Here is a 22,963-nt window from a genome sequence, read left to right as displayed (position 1 = left end):
AGATCAATCTCTCTTACTTCATCGTCGGCATGACGAATTCCGCACCGCTCTTGATGCCGGATGGCCAGCGGGCCGTGACCGTCTTGGTCTTCGTCCAGAATTTGATCGAATCTGTGCCGTGCTGGTTGAGATCACCGAAGCTCGAAGCCTTCCAACCGCCGAAGGAGTGGTAGGCAAGCGGAACCGGGATCGGAACGTTGATGCCGATCATGCCGATGTTGATGCGCGATGCGAAGTCACGCGCTGCATCGCCGTCACGGGTAAAGATGGCGACGCCGTTGCCATATTCATGTTTCATAGGCAGTTCCAGCGCATCTTCGTAGTTCTTGGCGCGAACGACGGACAGAACGGGTCCGAAGATTTCCTGCTTGTAGATATCCATATCTGTGGTCACGTTGTCGAACAGGCAGCCGCCGACGAAATAACCCTCTTCATAGCCCTGAAGCTTGAAATTGCGGCCGTCGACGACAAGCTTTGCACCTTGCTCAACGCCACTGTCGATCAGGCCGCTCACGCGTGTCTGCGCTTCCTTGGTGATCAACGGACCCATATCGGCCTTGTCGTCAGTGTAAGGGCCGATCTTCAACGCTTCGATCTGCGGAATGAGCTTTTCGATGAGGCGATTTGCGGTCTCTTCGCCCACTGGAACAGCCACAGACACTGCCATGCAACGTTCGCCAGCCGAACCGTAACCTGCACCCATCAAGGCACTGACGGCCTGATCGAGATCGGCATCCGGCATGATGATCATGTGGTTCTTGGCCCCGCCGAAGCACTGCGCGCGCTTGCCGTTTGCGGCAGCCGTGCCGTAAACATAGCGTGCGATGGGCGTGGAGCCGACGAAGGAGATGGCACCGATATCCGGGTTGGTCAGAATGCCGTCAACCGCGCTCTTGTCACCATTGATGACGTTGAGAATACCCGCAGGCAGACCAGCTTCGATCATCAGTTCGGCCAGACGGATCGGTAGCGATGGATCGCGCTCGGATGGCTTGAGGATGAAGGCATTGCCGCAGGCAATGGCTGGCGCAAACATCCACATGGGGATCATGCCGGGGAAGTTGAACGGCGTAATACCGGCGCCAATGCCGACCGGCTGGCGAATGGAATACATGTCGATGGCAGGACCGGCACCTTCGGTAAACTCACCCTTGGCCAGATGCGGAATGCCGCAAACGAATTCGCAGACTTCAAGACCGCGAATGATATCGCCCTTGGAATCTTCGACCGTCTTGCCGTGTTCGCTGGACAGAAGAACCGCCAGCGCATCCATGTTCTGGTTCAGCAAATCAACGAACTTGAAGAAAACACGGGCGCGGCGCTGAGGATTGGTCGCGGCCCACTTCGGCTGCGCGGCCTTGGCGCTTTCAACAGCGGCCAGAATTTCGGCATCGCTGGCCAGAGAAAGCGTCGCCTGCACTTCGCCCGTTGCCGGATTGTAGACATTGGATGTGCGACCGCTCGTGCCTGCCACATGCTTACCGTCGATGAAATGACCGATTTGCTTCATGGATGTTCCTCCTGATTTTTTGATAGCGAACCATCGCACTTCAATTTATACAAATCAATGAGCTGATATAAGAAGCGGTTGTGCGCAAATTGAAGTCCGAAACTGGACCACCAGACAGTGAGCAAATCGATGGATCAAGACCTTGTCGTCAGAATGGCGGACATCGAAATCGACCCGTTTCACCTGGATGCCTATTGCCATTTGCTTGCCGAAGAGATCGAGGCTTCGGTCAGTATGGAGGAGGGCGTGATCTCGTTGAATGCGGTGGCGATAAAGGATTGCCCGGAGAAAATTCGTATCCTTGAGATTTACGCCAACCCTGCGGCCTATGAGACACATTTACAGACGCCGCATTTTCTCAAATACAAGGCAGCCACGGCGGCAATGGTGAGGTCGCTCACGCTGATTGATGTTGAACCCGTGATTTTGCGCAGCAAGCCATGAATTGGGATGACGTCCGTATTTTCCTAGCTGTTGCACGAACGGGCCAAATCCTTGCGGCATCAAAACGTCTCGGCTTGAACCACGCCACATTGTCGCGACGGCTGACCTCCCTTGAAGAAGCGCTTAAGACCCGGCTTTTCATCCGCCGCACCAACGGCTGTGAGTTGACGGAAGCTGGTAGCCGTTTTCTGATATCGGCCGAGCATATGGAAGCCGAAATGCTCGCGGTTCAGGCAAGTCTTGGACGCAGCGATGCCGCGATTAGCGGAACCGTCAGGATCGGTGCCCCGGACGGTTTTGGTGTTTCGTTTCTGGCACCGCGTCTTGGCGCATTGATGTCGCTACACCCGGAACTCAAGATCGAGCTTGTCCCGGTACCACGCTCTTTTTCGCTGTCGCAGCGCGAAGCAGATATTGCCATTACGATTGAAAGACCGGAGCAGGGCAGGTTGGTTTTCTCGAAACTGACGGATTATTCGCTCGGTCTCTATGCCTCCAAATCCTATCTGAAGAAAAGCGGCGTGCCCGAGACCATCGAGGCGCTGAAAGGCCACCGCCGAATCGGTTATGTCGAAGACCTGATCTTCTCGCCATCGCTCAACTACACCGGCGAAATCCTGCGCGATTGGGATGCGAGCTTCGAAATATCCAGCGCCATCGGCCAGACGGAGGCCGTGCGTTCCGGCGCGGGCATTGGCATTCTGCATGATTACATCGCCCGCAGTCATGCCGAACTGGTGCGGGTCTTGCCGGAGGTTTCGATCCGAAGGTCCTATTGGACCGCCTTTCATGAAAACGCTCGGCAACTGGCGCGCGTCAGAACCGTGGCGCAATTTCTTCAGGATATCGTCGCCAGCGAAAGGTCGATCTTCAGTCCTGCGGCGTCAGACGAATAATATAGCAGGTTATCTCGTCCGCCCGCACAGTGACGGCGGCATCAATCGACATCGCATCCAGCGCTTTCAGATCGACGGACTTATGATCAGATGTCAAGGAGACATCGCCCATCGCCAACACGAAAACCGCCTCGCTTTCCGCCTGCTTGCTGACCGAAAAGCGACCAGTGACGCGCTCGACGCTGTGACGATAGCGTCCTCGCCTTGTCATCACATTCAGGTCCGTAATCGGACCATCGACCAGCCTTGCCGCCACGGGAACATCCGCTGCGAAGGCAAGTGGCGGGCTGGAGCGGTTCAGCAGCAAGGGTTCTTGACTATCAAACGTCAGCGACATGCCGTTTCCATCCAGAATGGACAGCGTGCGATCTATGCCGGGAAAGATCGAAAAAGGACCGTCACTCGCAACCGTTGCCATGCTGATGCGCGAGTCGAAATCATCGACCGAGGCATCGGGTGGAAAAACGGCAATTTCCACCGTCTCCCCGCCGCCATTCTTCCATGGCATGCGCTTGTGTTCACTGGCGCGGTAAAGCGTCATGGCCATCAGTTGCCCAGAATGCCGGGCAGCCGAAGCCCCTTTTCCCGGGCGCAGTCGAGCGCAATGTCATAGCCCGCATCGGCGTGCCGCATGACGCCGGTGGCCGGGTCGTTCCACAGCACACGGTCCAGACGCCGTGCCGCATCTTCTGACCCATCGGCGCAGATGACGACGCCGGAGTGTTGCGAAAAGCCCATGCCGACACCGCCGCCATGGTGCAGCGAAACCCAGGTCGCACCCGATGCGGTGTTCAGCAGCGCGTTGAGCAGCGGCCAGTCGGAAACGGCATCCGATCCGTCCTTCATCGCTTCCGTTTCGCGGTTGGGAGAGGCAACGGAGCCGCTGTCCAGATGGTCCCGCCCGATGACGACGGGAGCTTTCAGCTCACCGCTTTTGACCATGTCGTTGAAGGCGAGTGCCAGACGGTGACGATCTCCCAGACCTACCCAGCAGATGCGGGCTGGTAGGCCCTGAAAGGCGATGCGTTCGCGCGCCATGTCCAGCCAGTTGTGCAGATGGGTATTTCCGGGTGTCAGTTCCTTCACCTTGGCGTCGGTCTTGTAGATATCATCAGGATCACCCGAAAGGGCGGCCCAGCGGAACGGGCCGATACCGCGGCAAAACAGCGGGCGGATATAGGCAGGCACGAAGCCGGGGAAGGCGAAGGCGTTTTCGAGGCCCTCTTCCTTGGCGACCTGACGGATGTTGTTGCCGTAATCCAGCGTCGGAACGCCCGCATTCCAGAAATCGACCATGGCCTGCACCTGAAGCTTCATCGAAGCGCGGGCGGCAGCTTCCACGGCCTTCGGATCGCTCTCCTGTTTGGCGCGCCACTCGGCAACCGTCCAACCAACCGGCAGATAGCCATGGATCGGGTCATGCGCTGATGTCTGATCGGTCACGATGTCAGGGCGAATGCCGCGCTTGATCAGTTCGGGGAAAATATCCGCAGCATTGCCGATGAGGCCGACGGATTTCGCGTCGCCTGCCTTCGTCCATTGGTCGATCAGAGCAAGGGCTTCGTCCAGCGTATGGGCTTTGGCATCAACGTAGCGGGTGCGCAGTCGAAAATCGACGCGGGTCTCATCGCATTCCACCGCAAGGCAGCAGGCCCCGGCCATAACAGCGGCCAGCGGTTGTGCGCCGCCCATACCACCCAGGCCGCCGGTCAAAATCCATTTGCCCTTGAGATTGCCGTCGTAATGCTGGCGACCGGCCTCCACGAAGGTCTCGTAGGTGCCCTGCACGATGCCCTGCGTGCCGATATAAATCCATGAACCAGCGGTCATCTGGCCGTACATGGCCAGTCCCTTTTTATCCAGTTCGTTGAAGTGTTCCCATGTCGCCCAGTGCGGCACGAGGTTGGAATTGGCAATCAGCACGCGCGGGGCATCCTTGTGGGTGCGGAACACACCGACCGGCTTGCCGGATTGGACCATCAGTGTCTCGTCCTCGTTGAGGTCCTTCAACGTGGCGACGATGCGATCGAAATCTTCCCAGGTGCGGGCAGCGCGGCCAATGCCGCCATAGACCACCAGCTCATGCGGGCGCTCGGCCACTTCGGGGTCGAGATTGTTCATCAACATGCGCAGCGGCGCTTCTGTCATCCAGCTTTTGGCATTGAGCTCGGAGCCTCTGGGGCTGCGGACCTCACGTTCGTTATGGCGCGGATTGGTCATGATGGCTTCCCCTTATTTTTGGCGTGCAGCGCGAAGTCTTCCATCCGCGTCAGAATGTCCTTGAGATGAATGCGAAGTTTCCCAGCCTTCTCGGTGTCATAGGCGAAGGGCGGCGCTTCCGTTGCCAGATGCGTGGATTGCGCCAGTTCCATCTGGATGGCGTGAACACCGCTATCCGGCTTTCCATAATGCCGCGTCGTCCAGCCACCTTTGAAACGTCCGTTGAGGACAGACGCGTAGCCCCGCGCTTTCACGGTGACATCGACGGCGATGGCTTCGATGGCGGGGTCGCAGGTGCGGCCCATATCCGTGCCGATATTGAAATCGGGCAGGGCGCCGTCGAACAGGAACGGAATGTGCGAGCGGATGGAGTGGCAATCATAAAGAATAGCGATGCCATGGATGGCTTTCACCCGCGCTATTTCCGCCTCAAGGGCTGCATGGTACGGCGTATGAAATTCTGCGAGCCGGTGTTCGACATCCGCTGAAGTTGGCTCTTCACCCTCTTTCCAGATCGGCTGGCCATCGAAATCCGTGGTCGGCACCAGACCGGTCGTGTTCTGGCCGGGATAAAGGCTGGAGCCCTGCGGGTCGCGGTTTGCGTCGATGACGTAGCGGTGGAAGGTCGCACGCACGGTGGTCGCATCATCAAGCAGTCCGGCATAGAGGTCGTGAATGTGCCAATCGGTATCGGCAAGCATTTTGCCGGTGTCGTTCAGGCGCTCCGAGATCTCTGAGGGAACATCGGTGCCTGTGTGCGGCAAGCCGAGAATGATGGGTGAGGAGCCCTGGTGCGTTTCGAAAACAGGCATCCTCAAGCCTCCAGCTTCGGCAGAATGCCGTCCGAGATGACAGACACTAGCGCCCCGGATGCGATCAGTTCCGAGGCGGCCTTGAGGTCAGGTGCCATGTAGCGATCATCATCCAGCGATGGGATGACGTTGCGCAGCACGGCCATCGCTTTTTGCAGCTCCGGGCTGGTCTTCAACGGGCCGCGAAGCTCCACACCCTGAACGGCAGACAAAGCCTCGATTCCGAGAATGGCGAACAGGTTTTCGCTCATCGCCAAGAGGCGGCGCGCACCATGGCAGGCCATGGACACATGGTCTTCCTGATTGGCGGATGTGGGCGTGGAATCGACCGATGCCGGGTGCGACATCTGCTTGTTTTCACTCATCAAGGCCGCAGACGTCACCTCGGCGATCATCAGGCCGGAATTCAGACCCGGCTTTTTCGACAGGAAAGCGGGCAGGCCGTAGGACAGGGCGGGGTCTACCAGAAGCGCGATGCGTCGCTGGGCAATCGCACCGATTTCACAGATGGCAAGCGCTGTCTGATCGGCAGCAAAGGCCACGGGCTCGGCATGGAAGTTGCCGCCAGAGACGACGGAATTGTCCGAGAGCACCAACGGATTGTCGGTGACCGCATTGGCTTCGATCTGCAATGTCTGTGCGACCTGTCGCAGCAGGTCGAGGCAGGCACCATCCACCTGTGGCTGGCATCTGATGCAATAGGGGTCCTGCACGCGCTCGTCGCCTTCGATATGGCTGACGCGGATTTCCGAGCCCTCCAGCAGATTGCGAAGAGCCGCACCCGCATCGATCTGGCCCTTGTGGCCACGCAGCGTATGAATGTCGGGGTGGAACGGTGCGGATGAGCCCATGGCCGCATCTGTAGACAGCGCACCGGTAATCAGCGCCGCCTGCGCTGCGCGATGGGTGCGGAACAGTCCTGCCAGCGCCAGCGCCGTGGAGGTCTGCGTGCCGTTGATCAGAGCCAAGCCTTCTTTCGCGGCCAGCACGACAGGCGTCAGTCCCGCCTTGGAAAGTGCTTCGGCTGCTGGCAGCAGAGCGCCTTCGAAAAACGCCTCGCCTTCGCCCATCATCACGGCGGCCATATGCGCCAGCGGCGCAAGATCGCCGGATGCACCGACCGAACCCTTCTCCGGGATGGACGGGATGACACCCTTTTCCAGCATGCCCTCGATCAGCCGCACCAATTGCAGCCGCACACCGGAGGCTCCGCGACCGAGCGAAATCAACTTCAGCGCCATGATCAGGCGCACCACATTTTCCGGCAGCGCGGCACCCACGCCGCAGCAATGCGACAGGATGAGATTGCGCTGAAGCGTCGCCACATCGGCGGCGTCGATCTTGATCGAGGCCAGTTTGCCGAAGCCGGTGTTGATGCCATAAACCGGCGCATTGCCTGCCGCGATTTCGGCAATGCGTTTTGCCGCGCGCTCAATGCCTGCATCGAAGGACGAATCGAGCTTCGTCGAGCCATTGTTCCAGTAGATATCGGCGAGATCGGAAAGCTGCACGGAGCCGGGGTGAAGCGTGATGGTCATGATGTGATCCGTCCCTTGAAAATGCGGGCATGAAGCGGGTTGAAACCGATGCGGTAGACGAGCTCTGCGGGACGCTCGATATCCCAGATGGCGAAGTCGGCGGATTTTCCGACCTCCAGCGTTCCGGTCTCGGAGGTGAGCCCGAGTGCCTTGGCCGCGTTGCGCGTGGTGGCAACAAGGCATTCCTCGACCGTCAGCCGGAACAGGGTCGCGCCCATGTTCATGGTCAACAGCAGCGAGGTCAGCGGGGAGGTGCCGGGGTTGCAATCTGTCGCAAGCGCGATATCGGCACCCGCATCGCGCAACGCCTGAACCGGCGGCACTTGTGTTTCGCGCAGTGCATAGAACGCACCCGGCAGCAGTACCGCAACGGTTCCGGCTTTGGCGAGTACTTCCGCACCGGCCTGATCCAGATATTCCAGATGATCCGCCGAAAGCGCACCGAAGGACGCCGCTAATTCGGCACCGCGCAGGTTGGATAATTGCTCCGCATGCAGCTTGACCGGCAGGCCCAGTGACTGGGCCTTGTCGAAAACCCTGCGAACCTCTTCGACGGAAAAAGCGATGCCTTCGCAAAAGCCATCGACCGCATCGATCAGGCCTTCCGCATGGCCACGCTCCATTCCGGGCAAGGCGACCTCAGTGATGTAATCGGTAGTGCGGCCTTTGTACTCCGCCGGTGTCGCGTGGGCGGCAAGGTAGCTTGTGACAATGCGCACGGGGCGAAGCGTCTCGAGCTTGCGGGCAGCCCGCAACATCTTCAGCTCTGTTTCAACGTCCAGCCCGTAGCCGGATTTGATCTCGATGGTAGAAATGCCCTCCGCCAGCAACGTATCCAGCCGAGGCAAAGCCTGCGCCACCAACTCGTCCTCCGATAGCGCCCGCGTATCGCGAACGGACGAGACGATGCCACCTCCGGCCTTGGCGATGTCTTCATAACTTGCGCCGTTCAACCGCATCTCAAATTCCATGGCACGATTGCCGCCAAAGACGAGATGGGTGTGGCAGTCGATCAGGGCAGGGGTGATCCAGCGTCTCTGGCAATCCATCGTTTGCGCATCGTCAAGAGTATTGCGAGGCAGCGCGTCTTCGGCACCGACGAAAATGATGCGGCCTGATTGCGTGGCAATCGCGCCATGTTCGATGATGCCAAGACCGTGTCGGGCAGGGTCAAGGGTCGCTATCCGTGCATTTCGCCACAGCACCGGCCTGTCATCTTGTGATTTCGTGTTCCCGCTGGGCATGAGTTTTCCCTTCCCTTTTTTGAATATGTATATACATAATAGTTCGAGAGGCAAGACCTTTGAAAAGAGAAACGGGAGGCGGGAATGGCTGTGCATGCACAAGCAGCTCTGTTGCCGACGGGCTGGGCACGACATGTCGCGATAGAAATAGACGCGGGAAGAATCACGTCCATCAAAGTTGGTGTCGAGGCCGCGTCTGGTGACGACAGGCATGGAGTCGTTGTCCCCGCCATGCCAAATCTCCACAGTCATGCATTTCAGCGCGCCATGGCAGGCATGGTGGAACGGCGAGGATCAAGCGAGGACAGTTTCTGGAGCTGGCGTAGCTTGATGTATCGTTTTGCCCTGACCATGACGCCTGAGGATGTCGAGGCCGTCGCCGCTCAGCTCTATATGGAAATGCTGGAGGCGGGTTTCGGGCGTGTCGGCGAGTTCCACTATCTCCATCACGATAAGGATGGACGTCCTTACGCCAACATCGCTGAACTGGGCGAGCGTATTGCTGCGGCGGCTGCTCAGACGGGCATCGCGCTGACGTTGCTTCCTGTTCTCTATGCACATTCGGGCTTTGGTGGGTCGGAGCCGGTGGATGGCCAGCGCCGCTTCACTAACTCGATGGATGACTTTCACAGATTGTTCGAGGGGTGCAGGGCGGCCGTGTCGTCCGTGCCACACAGTATTGTCGGTGTCGCTCCCCATAGCCTGCGGGCCGTCACGCCCCAGGAATTGCAATTCGCCTCGGAGCTTTCACCGCTGTCGCCGTTGCACATCCACATCGCCGAACAGGTCAGGGAGGTCGAAGATTGTTTGGCGTGGTCCGGCAGGCGTCCGGTGGAATGGCTGCTGGACAATGCCGAGGTGACGGACCGCTGGTGCCTGATCCACGCGACACATATGACGGCTGAGGAAACTGCTGGTGTGGCGAAACACGGCGCAGTGGCGGGACTTTGCCCCATTACCGAAGCCAATCTGGGCGACGGCATTTTCCCTGCGGTCGATTTTCGAAAGCATGGCGGCCTTTTCGGTGTCGGATCGGATGGCAATGTGCTGATCGGCTTGGCCGATGAATTGCGCCAGTTGGAATATTCCCAACGTCTGCTGCACCGTGCCCGTAACGTTATCGCTCCCCAGAACGGCTCCACGGGCCGCACGCTTTTCGAGGGCGCTCTGGGAGGCGGCGCCAAGGCTCTGGGTGCCTCTGCGGGCATCATGGAAGGCAATCCTGCCGACTTCGTCTCGCTCGATAGTTCAAAGGCACCCTATCTGGACGGCGATGATCTGCTGGATGGCTGGATTTTCGGCGCATTGCTGAGGCCGGATACGGTCTGGATCAACGGAGATACCGTGGTGCGTGACGGCAGGCATAGAGACCGCGAAGCCATAACGCGCAGGTTCCATAAGACGATGGCGGGTCTTTTGTCTGCATAGTCGATGTGGCAAGCCCGAACCGGTCAGCGTCGGGCTTGACTTGCGGCGCGACGTCGCGGAGTCATGGACGTTGAGGGGAGTTCACGTCAAGATGTCCAATTTCATTCGCCAGCTCTCGCCCACGGGGCAGGGCGTCGCCATCATGCTGCTTGGCATGTTCCTGTTCGCGCTCAACGACGCGATGGGAAAACTGCTGGTATCGACCTATAGTCTCGGACAGGTGGTCATGGTTCGCAGCGGTGCGGCCGTCATCGTTCTGCTGATCCTCCTGTGGCGTTCTGGCCTGGATAAGGTCGTGCGCGTCGAACGGCCCGCTTTGCAGGCTGCGCGCGTCTTTTTTTCGACAGCGGAACTTTTCTGTTTCTATTTCGCCGTAGCGGCGCTGCCGCTGGCCGACGTCATGACCTATTGGCTGGCGGCGCCGATCTATGTGGCGGCGCTCTCCCCGTTTCTTCTGGGTGAAAAAGTGGGCTGGCGTCGGTGGACGGCCATCGCCATCGGCTTTATCGGCGTTCTCGTCGCTCTTCAGCCGAGTTCCGCTTCGCTCACGTCAGCGGCCCTCTTTTCCATTCTCGGAAGTGCTGCTTTTGCCTTCATGATGTTGTCGGGGCGGCAGTTGCGCAATACGCCCGATACCGTGCTGGCATTCTGGCAGGTCGTCGGCGCGGGGGTTGCGGGTGTGCTGGCGATCGCAGTCGTACCGTCAGGTTGGGTGCCGTTGAAGTCGGCATTCGACCTGTCGCTTCTGTGCCTTCTGGGCATCGTGGCGATGACTGCGCATATACTGGTCAATCGTGCCCTGAAACTGGCCGACGCCGCAACGGTGGCCCCGCTTCAATACACATTGCTGCTGTGGGCCGTTGTTTTCGGCTGGCTCATGTTCGGCGATATTCCACAAACCGGCATCGTCGTCGGCGCAGGCCTGATCGTGGTGTCCGGCCTTTATATCTTCTTCCGCGAGAATGCCCTGAAGCGCAAGGCGGACAGATCGGCTCGCCCGCCTCTGGACGACGTGGTCTGACCCGCCGCCCTCATCTGCGCACCATGCTGCCTATCGGGCCAGCCAGCCACCATCGACGGGCAGAACCGTCCCGTGAATATAATCCGACGCCTGGGACGCCAGAAACACGGCTGCTCCGCCGAGCTCTTCCGGCTTGCCCCAGTGACCGGCGGGGATACGGGCGAGAATAGCCGCGCTCCGCTCTGGGTCGTTGCGCAGCGCCTCGGTATTGTTGGTGTCGAAATAGCCCGGCGCTATGGCGTTGACGTTGATGCCTTTCGAAGCCCATTCGCACGCCAGAAGGCGGGTGAGGCCTGCCAGTCCGCTCTTAGACGCGGTGTAGGAGGGGATGCGGATGCCGCCCTGGAAGGAAAGAAGCGAGGCGATGTTGATGATCTTGCCCGGCTTGTTTTCCGCAACGAGATGGCGGGCAAATGCCTGTGAGAGGAAAAACACCGTCTTGAGATTGACGTCCATCACCGCGTCCCAATCGGCCTCGGTAAAGTCAAGGGAATCTGCGCGCTTGATGATGCCCGCATTGTTGACGAGAATATCGACGGTTCCAGAAAAACGCACCGCTTCCGCTATCACGTCACCGACGGGCGCAATTGTGGAAAGATCGGCTTTGATGCTGTGGCTTTTCCCGCCAATGGCGGCAATGGCGTCTTCGGTTTCCGTCATCGACGAGCGTCCGACGAGTGCTACGGTCGCGCCTGCGCCAGCAAGGGCCTTCGCAACGCCCTGTCCCAAACCAGTGTTTGCACCGGTGACGATGGCCGTTTTGCCGGTCAAGTCGAAGGAAATCGTCATCAAGCTCTCCGTCAGAAATTATTGCAGTTCTGCTCGTTATCTAACGCAAGCGCCACCAAGTCGCAACAAACAAATAATATCTATTTTTGAAATGGTACTATGACATGGTCCTTACACAACTCCTGTTTTGTAAATGCAGCTTTATTTCCCGATGAAACGCCTCTCGCGAGCCCCAAAAACAACTTTCAACTTGACGAAATCACAAAGTTGAGAGACTAAAGAGGCATTCCCAGCCCCTGACATCGGGCTATGGGTAAGGAACTTTGGTGCCGGGCCCCTCTGGCGAGAGTTTTACGGCGCTCTCGCGATGTCGGTACCGCCTGCTTATTACGCCGGCGGATTTAAACCCATGAGAAATCTGACCATGCATTCTGTGCGTGCGCTTTCTGCCACGCCTGCTCCGCGTTTCCCTGTTCGCAAGACGATTCTGGGAGCGCTGTGATGACCACTTCGACGAAATCCACACTGACCTATTTCAAATGGGCATTCATCGTGACGGTTGTCGGCCTGCTGCTCGGCGGCTATCTCGGCTGGCAGATGACCGGTACGGTCAGCGGTACGGCCACGATCTTCTTCATCTGCGCGGTTCTGGCCGTGCTGGAAATATCGCTTTCTTTCGATAACGCCATCGTCAATGCCAACAAGCTGAAAGAAATGACGCCGGAATGGCAGCATCGCTTTTTGACCTGGGGCATCCTCATCGCCGTTTTCGGCATGCGTATCGTCTTTCCTTTGCTCATCGTCGTCGTTGCGGCCAATGTCGGCCCCTGGACGGCTATGGTCATGGCGGCAACTGAGCCAGACCGCTATGCGCAGATCATGAAGGATGCGCATCTGCCAATCGCCGCCTTTGGCGGCACCTTCCTGATGATGGTGGGCCTCAGCTTCTTCTTCGACCACGAAAAGGACATTCACTGGGTCCGCTGGGTTGAAGAAAAGATTGCGACCTATTCCTCGATCAAGGGCATCGAAATTGCCTTCGTTCTGGTCATCATGCTGGTGTTTTCCCGCATCATCGCCAACAGCGACGATCCCGCGCTCGGACCGGAAGCAGCCAATGTCTTCTTCAGCGCCGCGATCTGGGGCCTGCTCACCTTCCTTCTTGTCGAAGTTCTGGGCGGTATTCTCGATCGCAGCCAGCAGATGCTGGAAGGAGCGGCAAAAGGCGGTTTCGGAGCGTTTCTCTATCTCGAAGTGCTGGATGCCAGCTTCTCGTTCGATGGCGTCATCGGCGCTTTTGCGCTGACGTCCAATCTCTTCATCATCGCCATCGGCCTTGGCATCGGCGCAATGTATGTACGCTCCATGACCATCATGTTGGTCGAAAAGGGGACGCTGGCGGAATACCGCTATCTCGAGCATGGCGCCTTCTACGCCATCCTCATCCTGTCGGTCATCATGTATGTCCAGAGCCTGTTTCACATCCCCGAGGTTATCACGGGTCTGGGTGGCGCAACGCTCATCGGCATCTCGCTCTGGTCTTCGATCCGCTACAACAAGCGCGAAAGAGCCAATGAGATCGAAGCCGGACATGCTGCGAAAGTGTGACCTCTGCCAAACATGGTCTCCAATCGGCAGCGCTTAAAATTTAGCGGGCCGCTTAAAAAATCAGCCTCGGCATGTCCTGTGCCGAGGCAATTCTGCAGAATAGGCCTGGTTTGCTGTCCGCCAAGCAGGTGGATATGATCTGGCACGCTTTATGCATCTTCTTCTGTAAGTCCAGAGGGGACGCATAGCTCGCAAAGGGCATGAAAAGCCGCCGACGTCATTCGGGCTCCAAGCTTGAAGGATGTCGGCGATTTTGTTTTGTTCACTGATTTGAGCCAAGATGTGCTTTTCTTGTCGAAATGAGAGAGCAAAATCGCGTGTCTGTCGAGTTATCCCCTTCACAAGCACTCAGTCTTTGGCATCGTGTCGTGCTTGCGCAGGTCGAAGAGGATGCACCGGATCTGACGCTGCGACAGATGGCGATCCTCCTGCATATCTATTTCGTGCCGCCACCCCACACCGTCAGAGGATTGGCTTCCGTGCTTGGCGTGACCAAACCCGTTATCACACGTGCGCTCGATAGTATGGGCCTTATGGGTCTGGTGGAGCGCGAGCGCGATCAACGCGATCGCCGCAACGTGATTATCAAGCGCACGGTCGCAGGTGCCCTCTATCTGGAAAAATTCGGTGACCTGATTATCGATCAGGCAAGAGAGACCTGATCTTCCCGTCTGCTGGATATCCATGATAGGTTCGACCAGATGCCATTCGACATGTGAGCAGGGTAGCGCTGATGACAGCCATGGATACGACACTCGACCGCCGACTGAATGTTTTTCGGGCAGACCTAGCAAATGAAGCGCTGGAAGGCCAGGTGACGGCGGAGCGCTTCACCCGTGGCACGCCAGCCCAGGTTGCCATCCCTGTCGTCGGTTTGCGACCCCAACCGGCACTTTCGAGCGGGATCGATACCGAATTGCTGCTTGGTGAAACACTGCGCGTCTTCGACCGGGCTGATGGTTGGGCGTGGGTACAGGCGGACGCTGACGGATATGCCGGATATGTGCCGGAGGATGCCGTCGCGGAGATCGTGGCACCCACCCATCGCATCATCAGCACCCGCACGTTTCTCTACCCGGAGGCCGAGTTGCGAAAGCCCCCCATTGCGGCGCTGTCCATGGGCAGCAGTCTGACCTTCGTTGGTGAAGAAGAGACACGCGGCACGCGCTATCTGATGACGGCCAAGGGCGAAGGCGTCATCGCTGCCCACTGCATTGCTATCGGGGATGTGGTTGCCAGCGATTATGTCTCCGTCGCACTGCGCTTTCTGGAAACGCCATATCTTTGGGGCGGACGCTCCGGCTTCGGCATAGACTGTTCAGGCCTTGTGCAACTATCCGCCGCCATGACTGGGAAATCCGTCCTGCGCGATACGGACATGCAGTTTCGCACTCTCGGCACCGACATAAGCCGGGAAGAACTGGGGCGTGGGGATCTCGTCTTCTGGAAGGGGCATGTCGGCATCATGGAAGACCCGGACACGCTGCTGCACGCCAATGGACATACGATGAATGTCTCGCGGGAAAATCTCGATGACGCCGTCAAGCGGATCGGATGGCTATATGAAAGGCCAACGGCCTTTCGTCACGTTCCGCTGTTTCACGAAAACGTTTGACGTGACGGCTGTTTTGCCGCCTTCGCGGAACTATATGTGAGGGCAGGTTACGGTTAGGACAAAATGGACATGGCAACATCGGCAAGACGCATCGCAACATTTGTGTTCGCCGTTCTGTCGTTTGCCGCGACCGGGCATGCGCAAACAATCTACGAGAACGGTTTCCTGCCCGCACCGGATGCTTATGCGAACCTTCCCGGTGTGAAGGACCCCAAAACCCTTCAGCCGAAAGAGCGCTATAACTGCCATTCGACCACCGTCATATCAGGCTATTCTGATGGGCCCTATCGGGACGTGTTCGGCAATAGCGGCCTGCCGGTACAGGGATATCGCTGCACCGGGTCTGCAGGTGCTTCCGCAACGGGAACGGGCAACCCGATATCCAAGGATTGGTATCCTGGTATCAATCCTCCCGCGGTCGATTTCTGAGACGGTTGCGAACCGTGTTGACCGCGACCGGTCTGGACTTGAGTGTTTTTTCAGATAAGTCTTTGTCCCTGGAGCGGATCAGGCTCTCGAAGGCGTCATGCCTAAAGACAATGCGGAAGGACGTCGGCTTCACCGGCGTGAGGGATTTCAGCAGCAATGACGAAGACAGATATCGCAACCCGTGTCCACAACCACACCTGGAAGCTGGACCCCATCGTCCGCAGCCTGATAGATACGGATTTTTACAAGCTTCTGATGTTGCAAATGATCTGGAAGCTTTACCCCGAGGTCAATGCCACCTTCTCGCTGATCAATCGCACCAAGACCGTTAAACTGGCCGATGAAATCGATGAGATGGAGCTGCGCGAACAGCTCGACCATGCCCGCAGCCTCAGGCTGTCGAAAAAGGAAAGCATCTGGCTTGCCGGTAATACCTTTTATGGTCGCGCACAGATCTTCGAGCCGGAGTTTCTGTCATGGCTGGACAGCTACCAGCTTCCGGAATACGAGCTTTTCAAACGGGACGGTCAGTACGAGCTCAATTTCCACGGTCGCTGGATGGATACCACGCTATGGGAAATCCCGGCGCTGGCCATCATCAACGAACTGCGCTCACGCAGCGCCATGCGTTCGCTCGGTTACTTTACGCTTGACGTTCTCTACGCTCGCGCCAAGGCCAAGATGTGGGCCAAGGTCGAGCGTTTGCGCGAATTGCCGGGATTGCGGATTTCCGATTTCGGCACGCGTCGTCGCCACAGCTTCCTGTGGCAGCGCTGGTGCGTAGAGGCGTTGAAGGAAGGTATTGGTCCTGCCTTTACGGGGACCAGCAACGTTTTGCTGGCCATGGATTCCGATCTTGAAGCGGTGGGCACCAATGCGCATGAACTGCCGATGGTCGTCGCCGCCCTTGCGGAAAACGACGAGGCCCTTGCGGCAGCTCCCTATCAGGTCATGAAGGACTGGAACCGCCTCTATGGTGGCAACCTGCTGATCGTCCTGCCGGACGCCTTCGGCACGGCCGCCTTCCTGCGCAACGCGCCGGAGTGGGTGGCCGACTGGACGGGTTTTCGTCCTGACAGCGCGCCGCCTATCGAAGGCGGTGAGAAGATCATCGACTGGTGGCAGAAGATGGACCGCGACCCGAAGAAGAAACTGCTGATCTTCTCCGATGGCCTGGATGTCGATGCCATCATCGATACCTACAAGCATTTCGAGGGGCGGGTCAGGATGAGTTTCGGCTGGGGCACGAACCTCACCAATGATTTCGCGGGATGTGCACCCAAAACCATCGAAAGCCTGAAGCCGATTTCCATCGTATGCAAGGTCATCGATGCCAACGGTCGTCCGGCCGTCAAGCTGTCCGATAATCCGCAAAAAGCAACGGGAGAGGCGCGGGAAGTTCAGCGTTACCTGAAGTTCTTTGGTCATGAAGACCGTCACGATCAGGACGTGCGCGTCTAAGAAAGCCGAATGGGTGCATGCATGCTTTGAAAGGGGCGGTAAACCGCCCCTTTCAGGTTCATTTCTTGGCGAAGTTGCGCGAGATGTAGTGAAACAGGGCGCGAATGGCCTGCGCTTCGCCGCCGATCGACGAATGTGGGCGCTCGCTTAGCGACCAGCCATAAATGTCGAAATGCGCCCATTTCTTCGTCTGCGTGACGAATCGCTTGAGAAATAGCGCAGCGGTGATCGATCCGGCCATGCCGCCGGCAGGCGCATTGGTGATATCGGCGGCGCGAGAGCGGATATCCTTGTCGTAACCCATGTAAAGCGGCAGGCGCCATACCGGGTCGTCCACATCCATGCTCGCATCGCTGATGCTATGCGCAAGGTCTTCGTCATCCGTAAAGAAAGGTGGAACATCGGGGCCAAGCGCCACGCGGGCTGCACCGGTCAGTGTCGCCATATCGATCATCAGGTCCGGCGCATCCTCGTCGGCATAGGCCAGCGCGTCGGCCAGCACGAGGCGTCCTTCCGCATCGGTATTGTCGATCTGAACGGTCAATCCTTTTCGGCTCTGGTAGATGTCGCCCGGACGGAAGGCGTTGGACGAGATCGAGTTTTCGACGGCGGGCACGATGACGCGCAGATCGATGGGCAGGCGGGCATCCATAATCATCAGCGCCAGACCCAGCACATTGGCCGCGCCACCCATATCCTTCTTCATCAGCGCCATGGACGAAGACGGCTTGATGTCGAGACCGCCGGTGTCGAAGCATACCCCCTTGCCAACAAGCGTCAGACGCGGATTGCCCTTCTTGCCCCAAGTCATTTCCAAAAGACGCGGCGCGCTTTCGCTGGCGCGACCGACGGCGTGAACCAGCGGAAAGTTTTCTTTCAGAAGATCCTCGCCGGTTACCACCGAGACCTTTGCCTTGTAACAAGCAGCCAGACTGCGGAACGCAATCTCAAGCTGGTCCGGTCCCATGTCGTTTGCCGGGACATTGATGAGGTCACGCGCCAGATAGACACCCGCAAGAATGCGCTTGATTTCCGCATCTTCCGCATCCCGGGGAATGAGCAGTTTGGCACCGTTGCTTTTCAGCGTGCGATACTTGTCGAAGCGATAGGCCCCCAGACCGAAACCGAGCATCAGGCGGTTGACCGTCAGCGGAGCCGTTTCGATATGCCAGTCTCCTTCCGGCAGTTCGCGTGCCAGCTTGCCGGTGATGAAGGGCAGTTCCGATGGATTGGTGCCGAGCCCGAGAAGGGCGCCGCCGAGAGCGCCTTCTGCCGATGGTATCAGAAGTATTGCTCCCGCATCTCCCTTGAAGCCGGCCTTTCGTGCCCAGTCGAGAGCGATAGGGTCAATTGCACCCTGCTCGATATGGGCGGGTGTGACCGCAAAAACTGGCAGCGTTTTCCCTGCTTTTGAACTGAAAGGCGTGTCTCGGTCAATAAATTGATAGGAAGGCATGGGGTGCTTTCATAAAGGCGGGAATCGGCAAATTAACACTCTGTTAGGGTTAACAGATTATTGCTGGAGCGAGGGTTGCGTCGAGCAGAATCGCGTCGCTTCGCCTGTTTCGACCATAACAGAGAGCCGGGGGCAATGTCGTGATTGCTGTTTCTTCCCTTCATGCCCGCCAAAAGATGCTGGTACGGGGCGTCTGCGCGGCGGTGCTTGTGCTTGCATTGACCGGTTGTTCGACCAGCAAGCCGGATCGGATGTCGACAGGTTCCATTGCTCCGGTTTCCAGATCCTACGACCAGATGAACATGGAGCAGTTGCGACAGGCCGAAGCCTCCACCGGCAGAGCCTATGAGCACAATCCCAAGGATCGCAATACGGGGCTAAACTATGCCAACCTGTTGATGATGACAGGCAAGAATACGCAGGCGCTTGCGGTCATGCAGCAGGTCGCTATTGCCTATCCATCCGACCGCGAAGTTCTGGCATCCTATGGCAAGGCGCAGGCCGCTGCCGGCCAGTTGGAGCAGGCACTTAACACCATCAATCGCGCACAGACCCCGGATCGCCCGGATTGGCGTCTTTATTCCGCCGAGGGTGCGGTGCTGGACCAGCTTGGCCGTTCGGCCGAGGCGCGGGCGAAGTATCGTCAGGCGCTCGACCTCAAGCCGAATGATCCCAGCATCCTTTCCAATCTGGGCATGTCCTACGTCCTCCAGAGCGATCCGCGCACGGCCGAGACCTACATGCGATCAGCGGCGTCTCAGCCAGGTGCAGACAGCCGTATCAGACAGAACCTTGCCTTGGTCGTGGGCCTTCAGGGCCGGTTCGAGGAAGCCGAGCGCATAGCGATGCAGGAGCTTTCCGCCCAGCAGGCGCAGGCCAATCTGACCTATCTTCGCGGCATGCTGTCCCAGCAGAACGCATGGTCGCAGCTGTCCGACAAGAACAAGAAGACGGCGACCAACTAACGAATGGGCTTGGTATGTGCAACGGAGGCGACCATCGCGGTCGCCTTTTCTGTCTGGCCCTTGCTCAAAACGAATCCGAAATACGAATGCCTGCCGGTCCCAGAATGACGGCAATCAGCACCGGCAGGAAGAACAGGATCATCGGCACCGTCAGCTTGGGTGGGAGTGCGGAGGCTTTCTTCTCCGCCTCATTCATGCGCTCGTCGCGACCCTCCTGGGCCAGAACCCGCAGCGCCTGTGCCAGCGGAGTGCCGTAACGTTCTGCCTGGATGAGCGCCTGCACAACGCTCTTGACGCCATCCAGCTGCGTGCGAAGCCCCAGATTTTCGAGCGCCGTGCGCCTGTCCTGCAGAAATGACAACTCCGCCGTGGTCAGCACCATTTCTTCGGCAAGCTCGGGCGATTGATCGGCCATCTCTTCCGCGACCCGGCGCATGGCCGCCTCCATCGAAACGCCCGATTCCACGCAGATCAGCATCAAGTCCAGCGCATCCGGCCATGCTCTTTTGATGGATTTCTGGCGCTTCGACATCTGGTTCGAAATGAAGATATTGGGCGCATAGAATCCCAGATAACCGAAACCGAGCACCGCCATCAGACGAATCCCGAAGGGTCTGGTGTCCAGATTGCCCATCACGAATACCCACAGAAAGGCCAGCAGCAGAAACACGAAGGGCAGAATGAAACGTGCGGCAAGGAACGTATTCAGGGCATTCTGGGATCGATAGCCAGCCGCACGAAGCTTGTTGACCGTGTTGGCATCGACCAGCGCCTCACGCAGGTTGAAGCGCTCGACAATCCGCGTGGCAGATTTGTTGTTGGTGGCGCGTAAGGAGGCTTTTTCACCCTTAGTCGCCTCGCTCATGCGGCTGCGTTCCCGGCTTCTGATCTGGTCGCGCTCGGTCGAGACAGCCTTCATGCGCTTGTTGAGATCGCCCTTTTCGAAATAGGGAATAGCCAACGTGTAAAATGTCGCAAAGACGGCTACCGCGACAAGGATGGCTATGATCAGGTGCGGATTGTTAAAGCTGGATACGAGCTGCTGTGACATGGTTTCCGCCTCAAATATCGAAATTGATCATCTGACGCATGACGACGATGCCTATGGACATCCAGATGGCGGATGCTCCCAGAACCAGGTGACCGCGCGGATCTGTGAACAACACCATGATGTAGTCCGGTGACGTAAGGTAGACGAGGGTCGCCACGATGAAGGGCAGGGCACCGATAATCACTGCGGACGCCTTGGCCTCCATGGAGAGCGCGCTGACCTTGGCCTTCATTTTCTTGCGCTCGCGCAGGACCTTGGAAAGGTTGGCCAGCGCTTCGGAGAGATTTCCGCCAGCCTGTGCCTGAATGGTGATGACGGTGCCGAAGAAGTTCACTTCCGGCAGCGGCATGGTCAGCATCATGCGGTTGATGCCTTCGGGAATGGTCATGCCGACCTGCTGCGCCTCGACGACCCGTTGAAACTCCGTCTTGACCGGCTCCTGCCCGTCCGATGCGATCAATCTCACGGAATCATTCAGTGGCAACCCCGATTTGATGGACCGATACATCACGTCCAGCGCATTGGGGAATTCTTCGAGAAACTTGTTCTGGCGGCGTTTGACCAGAAAGTTCAGAATCCAGCGCGGCAGTCCCAGCGCACCGACGAAGCCGATACCCAGGGCCAGAAAGATGTGTGCGCCGTAGAGCAGGGCAACCAGAAACATGGCCAGCCCGAGCCCGGTGCCCATCAGATAGAACTTCTGGATGGAGATCGACAGGCCAGCCTGAACGAGCTTGCCACGCACCGTCGCGTCGCGTCGATCCTTCGATTTCTCGTTCTGTTTCTTCTCTAGGTCCTTGAGCGTGTCCTGAACGGACTTGCGCCGTTTGCTCAATTCCTGAACGCGGTCTCGCGCAGCCTTGATCTTGGTGTGATCTGTTTCCGCTGCCTTGACCCGGCTCACGCGGTTTGCGGTCTTCTTCTCGACCTCGATCTGCGAAAACAGGAAGACATAGGCCATCGCTCCTGCCGAGACGGCGACGAGGATTACGAGCAACACGACCGTCATGTTCATTACCGTTCCGCCCTGGCCTTGCTTATTGGGATTGAATTTCCATTTCATCGAGAGCGGCAGCCAGCCGCCTGTCCTCGTTGAAATAGCGCGCACGATCCCAGAAGTGTGGTTTGCTGATCCCGGTGGAGACATGGCGACCGATGATCCGGCCGTTTGCGTCCTCGCCTTCCATTTCGTAACGCATCAGATCCTGCGTGATGATGACGTCGCCTTCCATGCCGAGCACTTCCGTGACCTGCGTGATCCGGCGGGAGCCGTCCCGGAGGCGTGCGGCCTGAATGATGACATCGACAGAGGATGAGATGATTTCACGCACGGTCTTGGCGGGAAGGCTGAAGCCACCCATGGCAATCATCGATTCCATACGGCTCAGGCACTCACGCGGCGTATTGGCGTGGATCGTGCCCATGGAACCGTCATGGCCGGTGTTCATCGCCTGCAACAGGTCGAAAACTTCAGGGCCACGGACTTCGCCGACGATGATGCGTTCAGGGCGCATACGCAGGCAGTTCTTGACGAGATCACGCATGGTGATTTCGCCTTCGCCCTCGATATTGGGCGGACGCGTTTCCAGACGCACCACATGCGGCTGCTGAAGCTGCAGTTCGGCAGTGTCTTCGCAGGTGATGACGCGTTCGGTCTTGTCGATATAGCTTGTCAGGCAGTTCAGAAGCGTGGTCTTTCCCGAACCTGTTCCGCCGGAAATAACCACGTTGCAGCGCACCCGCCCGATGATCTGGAGCAGAACCGCACCTTCCGGCGTGATTGCGCCGAAGCGTACAAGCTGGTCGAGCGTCAGCTTGTCTTTCTTGAACTTGCGGATCGTCAGTGCCGGGCCATCGATGGCAAGCGGCGGGGCGATGACGTTGACGCGCGAACCGTCTGGCAGACGCGCGTCGCAGATCGGGCTCGATTCATCCACGCGGCGACCGACCTGGCTGACGATGCGCTGGCAGATCGACAGAAGCTGGGCATTGTCGCGAAACCGGATATCGGATTCGATCGTCTTGCCGCCGACTTCGATGAAAGTCTGGCCGGAGCCATTGACCATGATGTCGGCGATGTCGTCACGCGCCAGTAGCGGCTCCAGCGGGCCATAGCCCAAAACGTCGTTGCAAATGTCCTCCAGCAGCTCTTCCTGCTCGGAAATCGACATCGCGAAATTCTTGATGGTGATGATATCGTTGACGATATCGCGGATTTCCTCACGCGCGCTCTCGGTGTCGAGCTTGGCCAGCTGCGACAGATCGATGGTGTCGATCAGGGCGGAGAAGACCTGCGCCTTCGTCTGGTAATAATCGTCGGTGCGCACGCGCTTTCGCGCCTGTGCAGGCGGTGCATGTGTGGGCGGCGCCGGTGGCGCGAGCACCATGGTGTCGGCAGGTTCGGCCCGTGGCGTGGTGACGACGGGAGACGGGGCAGGAGCGGAAGCTGCCTGCCCTGAGGGTGTGGCTCTGGAGAAGCCTTCGTTGCCACGTTTTCCGAACATATGTTTCTTCCGGCAGGCCGCTGCAGTGGCAG

Annotated in this window: 21 protein-coding genes; 10 read left to right on the top strand and 11 right to left on the bottom strand. The window is 58.3% G+C overall.

What is annotated here, in order from left to right; all coding sequences use genetic code 11:
- Window positions 1-13: 13 nt before the first annotated feature.
- The gene (locus tag ASF29_RS15290; RefSeq protein WP_062451514.1) at window positions 14-1,510 is read right to left on the bottom strand and encodes a CoA-acylating methylmalonate-semialdehyde dehydrogenase; all 1,497 of its coding nucleotides are present in this window, start codon (window positions 1,508-1,510) and stop codon (window positions 14-16) included.
- Between the two features lie 129 nt (window positions 1,511-1,639).
- Between ASF29_RS15290 and ASF29_RS15285 the strand changes: the two genes are divergently transcribed.
- Window positions 1,640-1,954, top strand: a complete 315-nt coding sequence (locus tag ASF29_RS15285) for an antibiotic biosynthesis monooxygenase (RefSeq protein ID WP_062451513.1) — start codon at window positions 1,640-1,642, stop codon at window positions 1,952-1,954.
- Window positions 1,951-2,850 (top strand): LysR family transcriptional regulator, encoded by a 900-nt coding sequence (locus ASF29_RS15280; RefSeq protein ID WP_062451512.1) that lies wholly within the window; start codon window positions 1,951-1,953, stop codon window positions 2,848-2,850. Before ASF29_RS15285 ends, ASF29_RS15280 begins: the two co-directional genes overlap by 4 nt.
- On the opposite strand, the gene ASF29_RS15275 is transcribed toward ASF29_RS15280, so the two are convergent.
- Genes ASF29_RS15275 through hutI form a run of 5 tightly spaced genes read right to left on the bottom strand, consistent with a single transcriptional unit; the run spans window position 2,825 to window position 8,664 of the window.
- Complete coding sequence (locus ASF29_RS15275) at window positions 2,825-3,391, bottom strand: HutD family protein (protein WP_062451689.1); 567 nt, start codon at window positions 3,389-3,391, stop codon at window positions 2,825-2,827. The genes ASF29_RS15280 and ASF29_RS15275 overlap by 26 nt on opposite strands.
- Window positions 3,392-3,396: 5 nt before the next feature.
- Window positions 3,397-5,070, bottom strand: a complete 1,674-nt coding sequence (gene hutU, locus ASF29_RS15270; RefSeq protein ID WP_062451511.1) for a urocanate hydratase — start codon at window positions 5,068-5,070, stop codon at window positions 3,397-3,399.
- Complete coding sequence (hutG, locus tag ASF29_RS15265; protein WP_062451510.1) at window positions 5,067-5,882, bottom strand: N-formylglutamate deformylase; 816 nt, start codon at window positions 5,880-5,882, stop codon at window positions 5,067-5,069. Before hutG ends, hutU begins: the two co-directional genes overlap by 4 nt.
- Before the next feature lie 2 nt (window positions 5,883-5,884).
- Window positions 5,885-7,420, bottom strand: coding sequence for a histidine ammonia-lyase (gene hutH / locus ASF29_RS15260; RefSeq protein ID WP_062451509.1), 1,536 nt, complete (start codon window positions 7,418-7,420; stop codon window positions 5,885-5,887).
- Window positions 7,417-8,664 (bottom strand): imidazolonepropionase, encoded by a 1,248-nt coding sequence (gene hutI, locus ASF29_RS15255; RefSeq protein ID WP_062451508.1) that lies wholly within the window; start codon window positions 8,662-8,664, stop codon window positions 7,417-7,419. The genes hutH and hutI overlap by 4 nt, the downstream gene beginning before the upstream one ends.
- A gap of 84 nt (window positions 8,665-8,748) precedes the next feature.
- Here hutI and ASF29_RS15250 point away from each other — a divergent pair, with 84 nt between their 5' ends.
- Window positions 8,749-10,092 carry a formimidoylglutamate deiminase gene (locus ASF29_RS15250; RefSeq protein WP_062451507.1) on the top strand — a complete coding sequence of 448 codons (1,344 nt, stop codon included), beginning with the start codon at window positions 8,749-8,751 and terminating at the stop codon, window positions 10,090-10,092.
- 91 nt (window positions 10,093-10,183) lie between these two features.
- Window positions 10,184-11,113 carry a DMT family transporter gene (locus ASF29_RS15245; protein WP_062451506.1) on the top strand — a complete coding sequence of 310 codons (930 nt, stop codon included), beginning with the start codon at window positions 10,184-10,186 and terminating at the stop codon, window positions 11,111-11,113.
- A 30-nt stretch (window positions 11,114-11,143) separates the two neighbouring features.
- On the opposite strand, the gene kduD is transcribed toward ASF29_RS15245, so the two are convergent.
- Window positions 11,144-11,902, bottom strand: coding sequence for a 2-dehydro-3-deoxy-D-gluconate 5-dehydrogenase KduD (kduD, locus tag ASF29_RS15240; RefSeq protein ID WP_062451505.1), 759 nt, complete (start codon window positions 11,900-11,902; stop codon window positions 11,144-11,146).
- A gap of 441 nt (window positions 11,903-12,343) precedes the next feature.
- Here kduD and ASF29_RS15235 point away from each other — a divergent pair, with 441 nt between their 5' ends.
- From ASF29_RS15235 to pncB, 5 genes are all read left to right on the top strand, one after another.
- Window positions 12,344-13,450 (top strand): DUF475 domain-containing protein, encoded by a 1,107-nt coding sequence (locus tag ASF29_RS15235; protein ID WP_062451504.1) that lies wholly within the window; start codon window positions 12,344-12,346, stop codon window positions 13,448-13,450.
- 317 nt (window positions 13,451-13,767) lie between these two features.
- Complete coding sequence (locus ASF29_RS15230) at window positions 13,768-14,112, top strand: MarR family winged helix-turn-helix transcriptional regulator (protein ID WP_062451503.1); 345 nt, start codon at window positions 13,768-13,770, stop codon at window positions 14,110-14,112.
- Window positions 14,113-14,183: 71 nt separating this feature from the next.
- On the top strand, window positions 14,184-15,065 hold the full coding sequence (locus ASF29_RS15225; RefSeq protein ID WP_244473570.1) for an NlpC/P60 family protein: 882 nt from the start codon (window positions 14,184-14,186) through the stop codon (window positions 15,063-15,065).
- A 69-nt stretch (window positions 15,066-15,134) separates the two neighbouring features.
- Window positions 15,135-15,494 carry a hypothetical protein gene (locus ASF29_RS15220; protein WP_156462688.1) on the top strand — a complete coding sequence of 120 codons (360 nt, stop codon included), beginning with the start codon at window positions 15,135-15,137 and terminating at the stop codon, window positions 15,492-15,494.
- 156 nt (window positions 15,495-15,650) lie between these two features.
- The gene (gene pncB / locus ASF29_RS15215; RefSeq protein WP_062451501.1) at window positions 15,651-16,955 is read left to right on the top strand and encodes a nicotinate phosphoribosyltransferase; all 1,305 of its coding nucleotides are present in this window, start codon (window positions 15,651-15,653) and stop codon (window positions 16,953-16,955) included.
- A gap of 58 nt (window positions 16,956-17,013) precedes the next feature.
- Here pncB and ASF29_RS15210 read toward each other — a convergent pair whose 3' ends face one another.
- Window positions 17,014-18,411 carry a M17 family metallopeptidase gene (locus tag ASF29_RS15210; protein WP_062451500.1) on the bottom strand — a complete coding sequence of 466 codons (1,398 nt, stop codon included), beginning with the start codon at window positions 18,409-18,411 and terminating at the stop codon, window positions 17,014-17,016.
- A 176-nt stretch (window positions 18,412-18,587) separates the two neighbouring features.
- Here ASF29_RS15210 and ASF29_RS15205 point away from each other — a divergent pair, with 176 nt between their 5' ends.
- Window positions 18,588-19,376 carry a tetratricopeptide repeat protein gene (locus ASF29_RS15205; protein ID WP_062451687.1) on the top strand — a complete coding sequence of 263 codons (789 nt, stop codon included), beginning with the start codon at window positions 18,588-18,590 and terminating at the stop codon, window positions 19,374-19,376.
- Window positions 19,377-19,440: 64 nt separating this feature from the next.
- Here the strand turns inward: ASF29_RS15205 and ASF29_RS15200 are convergent, their stop codons facing one another.
- The 3 genes from ASF29_RS15200 to ASF29_RS15190 are packed head-to-tail and all read right to left on the bottom strand — an operon-like array spanning window position 19,441 to window position 22,931.
- Window positions 19,441-20,427: a type II secretion system F family protein gene (locus ASF29_RS15200; protein WP_062451499.1), complete on the bottom strand. Its 987-nt coding sequence runs from the start codon at window positions 20,425-20,427 to the stop codon at window positions 19,441-19,443.
- A gap of 10 nt (window positions 20,428-20,437) precedes the next feature.
- The gene (locus ASF29_RS15195) at window positions 20,438-21,442 is read right to left on the bottom strand and encodes a type II secretion system F family protein (protein WP_062451498.1); all 1,005 of its coding nucleotides are present in this window, start codon (window positions 21,440-21,442) and stop codon (window positions 20,438-20,440) included.
- A 22-nt stretch (window positions 21,443-21,464) separates the two neighbouring features.
- Entirely contained in the window at window positions 21,465-22,931 is a 1,467-nt protein-coding gene (locus tag ASF29_RS15190) for a CpaF family protein (protein ID WP_062451497.1), read from the bottom strand.
- Between the last annotated feature and the right edge of the window lie 32 nt (window positions 22,932-22,963).

This window comes from Rhizobium sp. Leaf262 (assembly GCF_001422245.1).
Lineage (GTDB): Bacteria > Pseudomonadota > Alphaproteobacteria > Rhizobiales > Rhizobiaceae > Agrobacterium.
The sequence above is the reverse complement of the archived record's forward strand: the minus strand, read 5'-3'. Positions and strand labels throughout refer to the sequence as shown.